This is a genomic window from Pseudomonas edaphica, assembly GCF_005863185.1.
Classification (GTDB): domain Bacteria; phylum Pseudomonadota; class Gammaproteobacteria; order Pseudomonadales; family Pseudomonadaceae; genus Aquipseudomonas; species Aquipseudomonas edaphica.
On record NZ_VBVZ01000108.1, the window covers coordinates 1 to 13,861 of the forward strand.

General features: G+C 60.2%; 8 protein-coding genes. 1 reads left to right on the forward strand and 7 read right to left on the reverse strand.

All coding sequences use genetic code 11. The features are described 5' to 3' along the window. Window positions 1-55 precede the first annotated feature (55 nt). The 4 genes from urtD to urtA all read right to left on the reverse strand — a co-directional run bounded on the left by urtD (window position 56) and on the right by urtA (window position 4,861). Window positions 56-889, reverse strand: coding sequence for an urea ABC transporter ATP-binding protein UrtD (gene urtD, locus FEM54_RS09665; protein ID WP_017136774.1), 834 nt, complete (start codon window positions 887-889; stop codon window positions 56-58). Next, on the reverse strand, window positions 886-1,953 hold the full coding sequence (gene urtC, locus FEM54_RS09670) for an urea ABC transporter permease subunit UrtC (RefSeq protein WP_138450633.1): 1,068 nt from the start codon (window positions 1,951-1,953) through the stop codon (window positions 886-888). The genes urtD and urtC overlap by 4 nt, the downstream gene beginning before the upstream one ends. After that, window positions 1,953-3,455, reverse strand: a complete 1,503-nt coding sequence (gene urtB, locus FEM54_RS09675) for an urea ABC transporter permease subunit UrtB (RefSeq protein WP_099548121.1) — start codon at window positions 3,453-3,455, stop codon at window positions 1,953-1,955. Before urtB ends, urtC begins: the two co-directional genes overlap by 1 nt. Window positions 3,456-3,595: 140 nt before the next feature. After that, the gene (urtA, locus tag FEM54_RS09680) at window positions 3,596-4,861 is read right to left on the reverse strand and encodes an urea ABC transporter substrate-binding protein (RefSeq protein WP_017136771.1); all 1,266 of its coding nucleotides are present in this window, start codon (window positions 4,859-4,861) and stop codon (window positions 3,596-3,598) included. 299 nt (window positions 4,862-5,160) lie between these two features. On the opposite strand from urtA, the gene FEM54_RS09685 reads away from it, so the two are divergent. After that, window positions 5,161-11,052 carry a DUF4329 domain-containing protein gene (locus tag FEM54_RS09685; protein WP_138450635.1) on the forward strand — a complete coding sequence of 1,964 codons (5,892 nt, stop codon included), beginning with the start codon at window positions 5,161-5,163 and terminating at the stop codon, window positions 11,050-11,052. 2 nt (window positions 11,053-11,054) lie between these two features. Here FEM54_RS09685 and FEM54_RS09690 read toward each other — a convergent pair whose 3' ends face one another. From FEM54_RS09690 to FEM54_RS09700, 3 genes are read right to left on the reverse strand one after another with little or no spacing between them, the layout of a single operon-like run. Next, window positions 11,055-12,065 (reverse strand): FecCD family ABC transporter permease, encoded by a 1,011-nt coding sequence (locus tag FEM54_RS09690; RefSeq protein WP_017136769.1) that lies wholly within the window; start codon window positions 12,063-12,065, stop codon window positions 11,055-11,057. Further along, window positions 12,062-13,009, reverse strand: a complete 948-nt coding sequence (locus FEM54_RS09695; protein ID WP_138450637.1) for an ABC transporter substrate-binding protein — start codon at window positions 13,007-13,009, stop codon at window positions 12,062-12,064. Before FEM54_RS09695 ends, FEM54_RS09690 begins: the two co-directional genes overlap by 4 nt. Further along, window positions 13,006-13,794, reverse strand: a complete 789-nt coding sequence (locus FEM54_RS09700) for an ABC transporter ATP-binding protein (RefSeq protein ID WP_017136767.1) — start codon at window positions 13,792-13,794, stop codon at window positions 13,006-13,008. Before FEM54_RS09700 ends, FEM54_RS09695 begins: the two co-directional genes overlap by 4 nt. Window positions 13,795-13,861: the final 67 nt, after the last annotated feature.

Here is a 13,861-nt window from a genome sequence, read left to right on the forward strand (position 1 = left end):
GTATCAGGCTCACCGCTATCGCAGGCAAGCCAGCTCCCACATAAAGCGGCGCGCGTCAGCGACCGAGGTAAACCTCGATAACGCGCTCGTTTTCCTGCACCTGTGCAAGCGACCCTTCGGCCAGCACGCTGCCCTGGTGCAACACGGTCACGTGGTCGGCAATCGAACCGACAAACCCCATGTCGTGTTCCACCACCATCAGCGAATGCTTGCCCGCCAGGCGCTTGAACAGCTCGGCGGTGAACTCGGTTTCGGCGTCGGTCATGCCCGCCACCGGTTCATCCAGCAGCAACAGTTGCGGGTCTTGCATCAGCAGCATGCCGATTTCCAGGAACTGCTTCTGCCCGTGGGACAGCAACCCCGCCGGGCGCAGTGCCGAGGCGGTCAGGCGGATGGTATCGAGCACTTCCTCGATGCGGTCTTTCTGTTCGCCGCTCAGGCGTGCGCGCAGGCTGGCCCATACCGACTTGTCAGTCTTTTGCGCCAGCTCCAGGTTTTCGAACACGCTCAGGGCTTCGAACACCGTAGGCTTCTGGAACTTGCGGCCAATGCCGGCCTGGGCGATCTGCACTTCGCTCATGCTGGTCAAGTCGAGAGTTTCGCCAAACCAGGCCTTGCCGTGGCTGGGGCGGGTCTTGCCGGTGATCACGTCCATCAGTGTGGTCTTGCCCGCGCCGTTGGGGCCGATGATGCAGCGCAACTCGCCGACGCCGATATACAGGTTCAAGTCATTGAGCGCCTTGAAGCCATCGAAGCTGACGCTGATGTCTTCCAGGGTCAGGATGGTGCCGTGGCGTGTGTTCAGGCCCTTGCCGGCAGTCTGGCCGATACCGATGGCATCGCGGCCGCTGCCTGCATCGAAAATAGGTTCAAGCATGACGTTCCTCATTTCTTCAGCAGGCCGATGATGCCCTTGGGCAGGTACAGGGTGACGATGATGAACAGCGCCCCAAGGAAGAACAGCCAGTATTCCGGGAAGGCCACGGTGAACCAGCTCTTCATGCCATTGACCACACCGGCGCCCAGCAACGGCCCGATCAAGGTGCCGCGCCCGCCCAGGGCCACCCACACGGCGGCTTCGATAGAGTTGGTCGGCGACATTTCGCTGGGGTTGATAATGCCCACTTGCGGTACATACAACGCGCCTGCCAAACCACACAGCACCGCACTCAACACCCACACAAACAGCTTGAAGCCACGTGGGTCGTAGCCGCAGAACATCAGGCGGTTCTCGGCGTCACGCAATGCCGTCAGCACGCGGCCGAACTTGCTCTGCGCCAGGCGCCATCCGGTGTACAAACTGGCGACCAGCAACAGTACGGTGGCCACAAACAGCACCGCCCGGGTGCCCGGCTCGGTGATGCCAAAGCCCAGAATGCTGCGAAAGTTTGTGAAGCCGTTATTGCCGCCAAACCCGGTTTCGTTGCGGAAAAACAGCAGCATCCCGGCAAAGGTCAACGCCTGGGTCATGATCGAGAAATACACGCCCTTGATCCGCGAACGAAAGGCGAAGAACCCGAACACCAACGCCAATAAACCGGGTGCCAATACCACCAGGCACATGGCCCAGAGGAAGTGCTCGGTGCCGACCCAATACCACGGCAATTCGGTCCACGACAAAAAGGTCATGAACGCCGGTAACTCATCGCCGGACGCCTGGCGCATCAGGTACATGCCCATCGCATAACCGCCGAGGGCAAAGAACAAACCGTGGCCGAGGGACAACATCCCCGCATAGCCCCACACCAGATCCAGCGCGAGGGCGACGATGGCGTAGCAGAGGATCTTGCCCACCAGCGTCAGGGTGTAGGCCGAGACGTAAAACGGATTTGCCGGCGACAGCAGCGAGCACAAAGGCAGCGCCAGCAGCAGGACCAAAATCACCGTACCCACCGCTATCGTGATCTTGGGGCCGGCCTTTTGCGCGGCGGTAAGCATCAATGGCTGGTTCATCAGTCGATCACCCGTCCTTTCAGTGCAAAGAGTCCTTGCGGGCGTTTCTGGATAAACAGAATGATCAGCGCGAGGATCAGGATCTTGCCGAGCACGGCGCCGATCTGCGGTTCAAGAATCTTGTTGGCGATGCCCAGCCCGAAGGCGGCCATCACGCTACCGGCCAACTGGCCGACGCCGCCGAGCACCACCACCAGGAACGAGTCGATGATGTAGCTCTGGCCCAGGTCCGGGCCGACGTTGCCGATCTGGCTCAGCGCCACACCACCCAGGCCCGCGATACCGGAGCCAAGGCCAAAGGCGAGCATGTCCACACGCCCGGTGGGCACGCCGCAGCAGGCGGCCATGTTGCGGTTCTGGGTGACGGCGCGCACGTTGAGGCCCAGGCGCGTCTTGTTCAGCAGCAGCCAGGTCAGCACTACCACGCACAGGGCAAAGGCGATGATCACGATGCGGTTGTACGGCAGCACCAGGTTGGGCAGCACTTGAATGCCGCCGGACAGCCATTCGGGGTTGGCGACTTCGACGTTCTGCGCACCGAACACCAGGCGCACCAGCTGGATCAGCATCAGGCTGATGCCCCAGGTGGCCAGCAGGGTTTCCAGCGGCCGCCCGTAGAGGTGGCGAATCACCGTGCGCTCCAGCGCCATGCCAATCGCGGCAGTCACAAAGAAAGCCACCGGCAGCGCAATCAGCGGGTAGAACTCGATGGCCGACGGTACGTAGCGCTGCATCATCAACTGCACCACATACGTGGAGTAAGCGCCGAGCATCAGCATCTCGCCGTGGGCCATGTTGATCACGCCAAGCAGGCCGAAGGTGATCGCCAGGCCCAGGGCCGCGAGCAGCAGGATCGAACCCAAAGACATGCCACTGAAAGCCTGGCCGAGGATCTCGCCGAACATCAATTTGCGTTTGACCTGAGCCAGGCTGGTCTCGGCGGCGGTGTGCACGGCGGCATCGGTTTCGACACCGGGCGCCAGCAGCGCCTCAAGGCGTGTGCGCGCCAGCGGGTCACCGGTACTGCCTAGCAGGCGCACGGCGGCGAGGCGAATGACCGGGTCGGGGTCGACCAGTTGCAGGTTGGCCAGGGCCAGGCTCAACGCGGTGTGCACGGCCTCGTTGGTCTCGGCGGCGACTTGCTGGTCGAGGAATTTGAGCTGTGCAGGTTGTGCGCTTTTTTGCAGGGTTTGCGCAGCAGCGAGGCGCACCTTGGGGTCGGCGGCGAGCAGTTGCTGGCTGGCTTGCACGTTGTCGATCAAGCCGCGCAGGCGGTTGTTCAGGCGCACGGTTTTGGTTTCGCCGTTGACGTTAAGTTGGCCTTGTTGCAGCGCGTCCACCAGCTCGATGCGCGCCGGGTCGGGCTGGGCGGCCCAGTCCTGGAGCAGCTTGGCTTGTTGCATCGGGTTGGCGTTGATGAAGTCTTCGGCGTCGCTGGCGTGTGCGGCAAAGGGAAGCAACAGCAGGGCGGCGAGGATGAGGCGGTAAAGGGCAGTGGGCATAGTCTTGGGCCTTGCTCGAACAAATGTGGGAGCTGGCTTGCCTGCGATGGCGGTGTATCAGATACACCGAGTTGTCTGCATCTCAGGCAAGCCAGCTCCCACAGGGTGTGTGTCAGCCTTAAGGGCCGACACCCCTCGGATCAGTTGCTCTTCACGGCATAGTCCGGCTTTTTGTCATTACCCGGAATGTACGGGCTCCACGGTTGGGCGCGGATCGGCTTCTCGGTCTGCCATACCACCGAGAACTGCCCGTCGGCCTGGATTTCACCGATCATCACCGGCTTGTGCAGGTGGTGGTTGGTCTTGTCCATGGTCAGGGTGAAGCCCGACGGCGCGGCGAAGGTCTGGCCGGCCATGGCTTCACGGACTTTGTCGACATCGGTGGATTTGGCTTTCTCAACCGCCTGTGCCCACATATGGATGCCTACGTAGGTGGCTTCCATCGGGTCGTTGGTCACGGCTTTGTCCGCGCCTGGCAGGTTGTGGGCTTTGGCGTAGGCCTTCCAGTCCGCAACGAATTTCTTGTTCACCGGGTTCTCCACCGACTGGAAGTAGTTCCAGGCCGCGAGGTTGCCCACCAGTGGCTTGGTGTCGATGCCGCGCAGCTCTTCTTCACCCACCGAGAACGCCACCACCGGTACATCGGTAGCTTTCAAACCCTGGTTGGCCAGCTCCTTGTAGAACGGCACGTTGGAGTCGCCATTCACGGTGGAGATCACTGCGGTCTTGCCGCCGGCCGAGAACTTCTTGATGTTGGCGACGATGGTCTGGTAATCGCTATGGCCGAACGGGGTGTAGACCTCTTCAATATCTTTATCCGCTACGCCTTTGGAATGCAGGAACGAACGCAGGATCTTGTTGGTGGTGCGTGGGTACACATAATCGGTACCGAGCAGGAAGAAACGCTTGGCGCCGCCACCTTCTTCGCTCATCAGGTACTCCACGGCCGGGATCGCCTGCTGGTTAGGCGCTGCACCGGTATAGAACACGTTCGGCGACATCTCTTCACCTTCGTATTGCACCGGATAGAACAGCAGGCCGTTGAGTTCTTCGAACACCGGCAATACCGATTTACGTGACACCGAGGTCCAGCAGCCAAACACCACGGCAACCTTGTCCTGGGTCAGCAACTGCCGGCCTTTTTCGGCAAACAGCGGCCAGTTCGACGCCGGGTCCACCACCACTGGCTCCAACATCTTGCCGTTCACACCGCCCTTGGCGTTGATCTCGTCGATGGTCATCAAGGCCATGTCTTTAAGCGAAGTTTCGGAGATTGCCATGGTGCCGGACAGCGAGTGCAGGATGCCGACCTTGATGGTCTCTGCGGCCTGGACGGTCCAGGTCAAACCCATGGCGGCAATGGATGCCGACAAAGTGAAAGCCTTGATCAAGCTACGACGCTTCATGGTGCGATCTCCGTAAACCGATAGTGTTGTGGGGCAGATACACAGGGCTTTGCAAAGGCTGTGCCTGCGCCGTGCAGTACCGGTTTCAGGGCGCTATGGCGCCAGTCGCTGTCGCATGGCGCACCAGTGTGGCGCCGCTAAAGCGGCCCCGTGCAGGGCAAGCCTCAAAACGGGGCATCGCGTGAGGGCGGACTTGTTGGGGTGCCTATTTGGCACCCCAGGTCGCCTGCCATTGCCGAAGATGGGCTTTATGGCCGCCAATCCTGGCGCCATGAAGCCTGTCATAGGAAGGTGATGCGATGGCACGAGTCAAACGTGGCTGGTTTGGGGCAGACCCCAAGCCAGAGGTGGAGTTGCCCCCGGTTGGGCCGGGGTTTGTCAGCATGGATGATGCGGCCCGGTATGCCCATCACCAGATGGGTGGCGCGCAGGACAAGGAGTATGGCGGGGTCATTATGCAAAGCCTGGCCGACGATCTGTTTTACGCGACCGACCCCATTGAGGGCGGCGAGAATTTTTTTGATGTGGGCACGGTTCTCAACGAGGACAGTAATAAGCGGCTCCTGCATCCCGAGGGCTATCGGTGCGTGGCGGATTATCACTCGCACCCGGACTTTTTCACCCAGTACAAAAGCAACAACCCTGAGCTTTCAGATCGTCAGATCAAGGCGCTGAACAGCTTTTATTCCGAGCCTGACTTGATCGGCAATATTCTGGATCCGGTATTTTTCAGCGCCTTCTATGTGTCCGGCCCTGATGGTTCGTTGTTCAAGCACGTCCCCACCCGTTCGGAGGTCGAGCGGCGTTTTGCCGTGTGGCTGCGGGACAAGGAACCGTTCGGCAGGCCCGAAGGCTATGACGGTGTGGTGGAGAATCTATTCAAGAAAGTCGCCAGCGTCAGCCAGCTGTCGATTGTCGTGTCCAACGCCGTGTGGGGCGGCTCTACGGGAGAGGTGCCCCACACATGGACGCCCTACCGGGCCTTCAAAACCAAAACCCAGGAGCTGCCGCCCTGTGGCCCCGTGCAGGCGAGCCTCACCGATGCGCTCAGCCACGCTCGGGCGCGTCTGGCCGCTATGCCAGGGGCGGCCCCGTATGTGTTCCTGCTCAAGCATGATACCCAGGACTTGTATGGGGTGACCGAGCCTTCTGGCACGGTCGACCGCCAGCCCTCGGTGCAAGAGGTTTTTCCCAAGGACATGGACGGCAAACATCGCCTGCCTGCGCATTTTCACTTGATCGGTATTTGCCTGGGCAAGACGGGCTATGCGGCATTGGCCCAGACCCGGCAACCATGGCTGTACCGCAATTTCTTTTCACCCCCGGAACTGGTCCGGCACCTTTACCAGGGGCGATTGGTGCCTGAACTGCTCAAGCAGTCCGGGCTGTCGATATTTCTTAACACCGAAGATGGCGCGGTGTTGCGCTACACCTGTTCATTCTCGGCTATCGAAGCGCAGCTTTATCGTGTTGAGCCTGACGGCGCGATTGTGGATAACCAAATCGATTCGACCTTGATCGCCGGCAGCCTCAAACCGAGTGAGTTCGTGCAGCGCCTGGCGGCGGCGGGACAATTGACGGTGCTCAAGGCCAGCGCTCCCGGCAAGGGCAGCCAACTCTGGGACAAAACCGGCACGGTCGAGGCGAACTGGCGACCCTTTTCTGGCATTCCCTTACCGGTGTTCAGTCCGGCCTTTATCACCGCCGATGATGCGGCGCGTTGGGCGCATGCGGTGATCGGCCAGCGTCGTGACATTGAGTATGGTGGTGTGGTCTTCAAGCGCGGCAATCGTTTCTACGCCACAGATCCCATCGCAGGAGAGCGCGTTCAATTTGATCACGGGCGCATGTTGGCCCGTGACAGTGAGGGCAAGTTCATCGCCCCTGATGATTACCAGGCCGAGGCCTTTTACCACTCTCATCCCGCCGATGCTGAGGGCATCAAGCGCGCACTTCCACACTTCACGGCGGACCAGGTGCAGGTGTTCAACAACTTCTATTCCGGTGCCGATCAACTCTTCAGCTTTGAAAAAAGAACGCTCGCCAAAGTCCACTATTTGTCCGGGCCAGATGATGTGCTGCTCAAGTATGTCAGCAGTGGCTCGATCGCTGAAAAAACGCTGGACCTGCAACTGCGCGGCGGGCCGGGTGAAACCAGCAGTGATTTCGAGCATCCCATCCGGTTGCTGGCTGCGGCGGGTGAGTTGTGGACAGTGATTGCCAACCCGGTATGGGGAGGCGTTCGCGGGCGTATAAGCAACACATGGCGGATCAGAACGCCGGCGACCCTTGCACCGCAACAACCGTTTTTTACTCAGGTGTTTTCACGGCCTGAGCTTGCGGTGTTGCGTGCACTTTCGCTGGCGGGGAGCGAGGGCGGCCGGTGTGGCTTTGTACTCAAGCACTCCCGTGATGACGCGTATGTTGCGACGTTGGCACTGCCCAAGGGTGATCCACTGTTTTCGCCAAACCTGGTGTTTCCAAAACGCCCAGACGGCAAGCTGCGCTTGCCTTCGCAATTTCGGCTGGAAGCCATTTACTTCAGCAGTTGGTACGAGACCGGCGAAATTGCCGCCCGGGAAACCTGGCTGGCCAGTGCGTTTTTCACCCCGGCGCAGGTGGTGGCCGCCACCCGTCAAGCGCGCGCAAGCCAGGACAGCCAGAGCCCGGCCCGTGGGTTGTCGCTGTACATGCTGGCCTCGGATTCATCGCTGTTGAGCTTCAGGGTGCCCGCAGCCACGAACACCACCGATCTGGTGCGGGAAACCGACACGGGCGAGCTAAACGATAACGGTGCTCAGGCGGCCATGCTCACCGGTACGTTGAGCCCTCGGGCTTACGTGCGCAGGGTTATTGCGGCGACGGACCTTTCGGTGGTGCAGGCCGGAGGATTGTGGCGCAAGGTCGGGAGGGTAGATAACCGCTCGAACCTGATAGAGTCGTTTTACAAGGCAACCCTTAGCCGTTCGTTTCTCTCGGCGCGCGATGCCGCGGTGTATGCCCATGAGCAAATCAACAACTGGCGTGGCGGCTACTACGGCGGTTATATACTCAAGGGCGAAGACGGCCGTTTTGTTATCACTGAGCCAGTGTCCAGTGCGGCCAACCCATTTGCCTTCACTCTGTTTTTTCCACGCGACGGTAACGGGCCGTTGATCCCGCCGGAGCCTTATGTGTTGCATGCCCGCTACGGTTCCCATACCGCTCTGTCGATGGTGAGCCCGTCCTGGGTTGCGCGGCGCGGCTGGACGCATGAGGAGGCGCAGATCAACCTGCAAGTGTTCTCCGATGATGAAATGTACTCGATCATTCCGGCCGGTCGCGTGGCGTACCTGTCGGGGGCCAGTGATTGCTTGTTGGAGTACACCCCAAATCATTCGGCGCAGGAACAGTTGCTGCTGGCCAATATCGGCCCGCAGGCGGGCGACAACAGCCTCGGCAAGCGCCTAGACAACGGGCAGATCCGGCCGGCCGACTGGGTCCGGCGGCTGGCCGAGGCGGGGGACTTCAAGATCATCCTGGGCAACCCGTTATGGGGCCAGCGTTCGGTGGTCTACAACGACTGGACGCCTAACTATTCCTACGCACCAAGATCGGGCCCACCTGACTACACCACCTACGGTGCCGTATTTGCCAGTGCCGATGAGGCGGCCCGTAACCTGCACGGACGCGTGCATGCGCGCAACTTCGCGCAGGCGGCCTGTTTTGCTTTCATCCTCAAGCATAGGGACAAGGAGCAGTACATTGCCAGCGAGGTAGTGGGCGTTGTCAGTGAGAGCGAACTGTTCAATCTCAACAGCCTGTTTGAACTAAAGCCCGAGGGGGGTTACCAGCTACCCGATGGTTTTATATTGCACGGGCTGTTTCGCTCGCAGCAATGGTCACGTGTCGGGCAAAATACGTCGAACGCCTGGTTGACGCTGTTTTTTGTCACGCCAACAGTATTGTTCTCTGCTCTTTATGCCGCTATTCGGAGTGGCCCGAGCAACCTGTCGGTGTACTTTTCCACCCTCGATGGTGCGCTGTTGCGGTATGAGCCCCCGCGGCTTGACGTCAAAAGTGGCGGCCCGGCAGATACATTGTTGACGCTGGCGCAGCAAGCATTGGACTCCGGCGAGAAGACACCCCAGAGCTTCCTTAGTGAGTGGGCGCTGAAGGGAATGCTGCATGTGGTACGTACCAGCCAGTTCTGGGATAAAAAAGGTCAGGTCGCCCCTAGCTGGAGCAGTTACGCAACCCTGACGCCGCGGCGTTTAAGCCCCTGCTTCGCGAGTGCCGACGATGCAGCCCGCTACGCAGCTGCCAGGGTGAACAACGGATACTATCGGCGTTTTGCCGGGGTGATACTCAGGCTGGGAAATAGTCTGTTTGTCTCGACTGAACCACTGGCGCTTCCACCTCAAGGGTTGGCATTACACTGGATATACCCGGATCGGGCTGCTGATTTAGCGCTTTACCCTCAGAACAGTACGATTGTTGCGCGCTATCGGTCTTTGATAGATCAAGAGGGGCCGTTGTTGTTGTCCGTCGCCCAAAAAGCCATCTATAAAACCATGATACCGACTGCGGTATTGTCAAACCTGTTGCGTCGTGAGGCCCACCTTAACCGTGAGTATGTGTTTGGCCCCAGTGGCTCGATCCTCAGTTACCACCTGTCGGGCTCTGCCGAGGAGGAGCGACTCAAGGATCGTCTCGCGCCACTTAACAAGGTCAAGGGTGATTACGGTGACAACAGTATTGAGCAGCAACTTCGCAGTGGCACGCTATCGCCGCAGGACTTCATCACCGAGGTGGTGAAAGCCGGCAATCTGAGCGTGATAGAAGGCGATGGGGTATGGGGTCCGCCCAGAAAGTTGGCGGGGGATTTTGTGGCGAATATACCGCCAACCCATCCTGGGGATATTCGCGCTGTGTTCATGGACGCGCCCTGCAGCCCGATTTTCACCCGGGCGGTCGATGCCGTTCGTTACGCTCAACGCCTATGGAAGCCTCAAACCGAAGTGGCCTTCGGTTACGTACTCAAGTCGGCTAACAAACCGTTCTATAAGGCAACCCTGGCGCTTGTCAGAGACGACTTTGCTGATTTTAAACAGGTCTTTATCGACGGCCAATTGCCGCAGGGCTATGTGTTTGATGGTTTGTATCTCTGTGCTTCGACCGTGGCCATCGCCGGTAGCAATGATGAAATGGCGCGCAGTTTTTTCCCGCCCCAGTACATCGCCAAGGCACTCAACGTTGTCACCTATGCACGTAACGGCAGTGCTCCGACGCTGTATCTGTTGTGCAGCGACGGTGCGCTGCTCACGTATGAGTTTCCCAAAACGGCGCCGTTGTACCCATGGACGAGCAAGGCACATATCGAACGCACACAATTGCTCGATGCCTCCCTTACGGTACGTGATTATGTGCGCCGCCTTGCGGGCGCGGGGAAGTTGTACATTCGGGTGACCAGTGAGGTCTGGGGTAAGAAAGAGAGGGTCACTGAGCATTGGGAGCCGAATAAAGCGCCTCATGCTTTCGCCGACGATCCGCATTTTCATTCGTTCTGCGGCCCGCTGTTTACTTACACCGATGATGCGGCCCGCTATGCACAAGGCTTGGTTGCACCGTTCAAGGGCAAGCAGTACCTGGGCGCTGTGCTGGTGCCGGGGCAAACGCCGGGGTACGTCGCGCTCGACCCGGTGGAAGATCAGGGTACGGGAAGTACCAGTACCCTGGAATTGTTGTTCTGGGCTGATCATGCCGGGTTTGATGTACCGCCTGAAAATACACTGAGTACCTACAAAATCGCCGCTGTGCAGGCGTTCTATAAAGCCATTGCGTCGACGTCCAGCTTTGAAGCGATAGATAAAGAACTCTTGGGTAACTTCGTTGCCAAGGACGATCTTCACGACTACGTGTCGGTAGCCAGGGCGAATGCCCCTGACGCCGAGAGTTGTTATCTGTCCTGCCGCAATGGTGCGCTGCTCAAGTACGTACCGGCGTTTACGGCATCTGAAGACCGATTGCTTGCCCCGGGTATGGCACCGGTGCCCCGTGTGTTCGTTGCGCGATTGCGAACCTTGGGCAAATTGTCAGTGCTGGTCACCGATGCCTTCTGGAGAGTTGCTGGGCCATTGGGTGAGGAGTGGAGCGAGGCAGAGCCGGAACCCGAAGAGTTCTGGTATGAACGGAATCGGGACGAACTCTGAGTTCAGCGCTTACGCATCAACCCGATAAAAAACAGCCCGCCAATCGCCGCCGTCGCCACGCCAATGGGCAAGTCTTCGGGGGCGATCAGGGTGCGGGCGGCGACATCAACCCACACCAGGAACAGGCTGCCCAGCAACGCGCACACCGGCAATAAGCGCCGGTGCTCAGCGCCCACAAGACGCCGCGCAATATGCGGCACCATCAGCCCGACAAAGCCTATGGAGCCGCTGATGGACACCAGCACACCGGTCATCAACGACGCCACCAGGAACACCTTCAAACGCACAGAACGTGCGTTCATGCCCAGGGTCACGGCGGTCTGTTCGCCGGCCATCAATGCGTTCAGTGGCCGCGCCATGCCCACCAGTATCAACAGCCCCAGCAGCACAGTCGCAGTGGGGATCGCCAACAGTTCCCAGCGCGCCAGGCCCAGGCCGCCGAGCATCCAGAACATCACCGCCGAGGCGGCGCGATGGTCGCCCATGAACAGCAGCAGGTTGGCCACCGCCATCATCACGAATGACACGGCTACGCCGCACAACAGCAGGCGATCACTCTCCAGGCGGCCGTTACGACTGGCCACGGCCAGCACCACCAGCATGCTCAGCAGCGCACCGATGAAGGCGGCGATAGGTAAGGTCAGCAAGCCGACGACTTCCCCTACGTGCAACACCACGATCACCGCGCCGAGAGTGGCGCCGGAGGTCACGCCGAGCAGGTGCGGGTCGGCCAGCGGGTTGCGCGTCACCGCCTGCAACACGGCGCCGATCAACGCCAGCCCGGCGCCGACCAGTGCGCCGAGCAACATGCGCGGCACGCGGATCAACCAGACGATATGTTCCTGGCCGGTGCTCCAGTTGACGTCACCGAGGCCGAAGGCCTTGTTGAGCAGAATCCGCCACACCACGTCCGCCGGCACCCGCGCCGAGCCAAACCCCAGCGAGATCACGCAAGAGACCAGCAACAACGCGCCAAGCGCACTCAGCAGCAGAGCATAGCGGCGGCTGATCATTCGCCGTGGAACCCTTTGGCCAGGGTTTCCACCGCCAGCACGTTGTCGATGCCTGGCGTTGCCTGCACATACGGGATCACGATAAAGCGCTGATTCTTGATGGCGTCCACCGACTGCAACGCCGGGTTATCCAGCAGGAATTGTTCTTTTTGCGCGGCGGTGATTTCGCTGTAGTCGACAATCACGATCACCTGCGGGTTGCGCTCCACCACGGTTTCCCAATTGACGCGGGTCCAGCTGGCGTCGATGTCATCGAGGATATTGCGCCCGCCTGCGGCGGTGATCAGCGCTTGCGGCATGCCCAGGCGGCCGGAGGTCATGGCGCGGTCTTCGCCGCTGTCATAGAGGAACACCCGAGGCTTGTCGGCGGGCAGGTGCTGTTGCACCTCGGCCACTTGCGCCTGCATCTGCGCGATCAAGGCCGTGGCGCGGTCCTGCACGTTGAAGATCTTGCCCAGGTTGCGCAGGTCGTTATAGGTGTCGTCCAGGGTCGCGGCCGGGCGCTTCATTACGAAGGCGCAGGACTCGGTCAGCTCGTAGACGTTGATGCCCAGTGGCTGCAAGGTTTGCGGCGTGAGATCGCCGCCCACGCGCATGCCGTAATCCCAGCCGGCGAAGAAGAAATCCACGTTGGCGTTGAGCAGGGTTTCCACCGACGGGTATTTGCTCGCCAACTCCGGCAGGCCGTCGAGGATTTCGGCCATTTGCGGCGTGACCGACTTCCAGCCGGTAACGCCGCTGTAGCCGGCCATGTGATCCTTGAGCCCCAGGGCGAGCATCATTTGGGTCATGTTGATGTCGTGGCTGACCGCGTATTTCGGCGCTTCCTGAAAGGTCACGTCGCGGTTGCAGCTTTTGACGGTCACCGGGTAATGGGTGGCTTCGGCAAACGCTTGGGCAGTGCCGAACAACAACGCGAGAGACAACAGGGAGCGCAGGATCATGGTTGGGTTATCCAGGTGATTCGGGGGTAGCCGGCCAAAGGGTGAGCGTCGATCAAGGCTTCGACGCCGAAGACATCACGCAGCAATTCGGCGGTCAGCACTTGGTGAGGCGTGCCGCTGGCGACAATGCGCCCATGGTTGATCACGTATAAACGGTCACAGAAAGCCGCGGCCAGGTTCAGGTCATGAATGCTGGCCAGGGTGCCGATGTTCAAGCGCTTGACCAGCCGCAGCAGCTCCAACTGGTAGCGTGGGTCGAGGTGGTTGGTCGGCTCGTCGAGGATCAACAATTGCGGCTGCTGCGCCAAGGCGCGGGCGAGGATCACGCGCTGTTTTTCACCGCCCGAGAGCGTGGCGAACGCGTGGTCTTCAAAACCGTGCATACCGACCGATTCCAGCGCCTGGCGGATGAGATGCTGGTCGTGCAGTGTGTCGCCATCGAACAAACCTTTGTGGGGCGTGCGGCCCATGCCGACCACTTCGTCGACGCGCAGGCCGAAGGTGTCGGGGAACTCCTGCAGCACCACCGCGATGCGTTGTGCGCACCATTTTGCGCTTTGTTTCCACACATTCTGGTGTTCGAGCAGCACGTCACCGCGTTCGGGTTTGCTGAAGCGATAAGCGCAGCGCAACAGGCTGGTCTTGCCGCTGCCATTGGGGCCGATCAGCCCGACAAACTCGCCCGCGCCGACCTGCAGCCCGGCATCCCGCAGCTGGAAGCGATGATTGCAGTGGTCGTGGCCGGGTGGGGTCCAGCCAAGGTCGGTGAGGGTGAGTGAGGCCATCAATATTCTCAAGTTCAACACAGTAAATTGTGGGAGCTGGCTTGCCTGCGATAGCGGTGTATCAGGC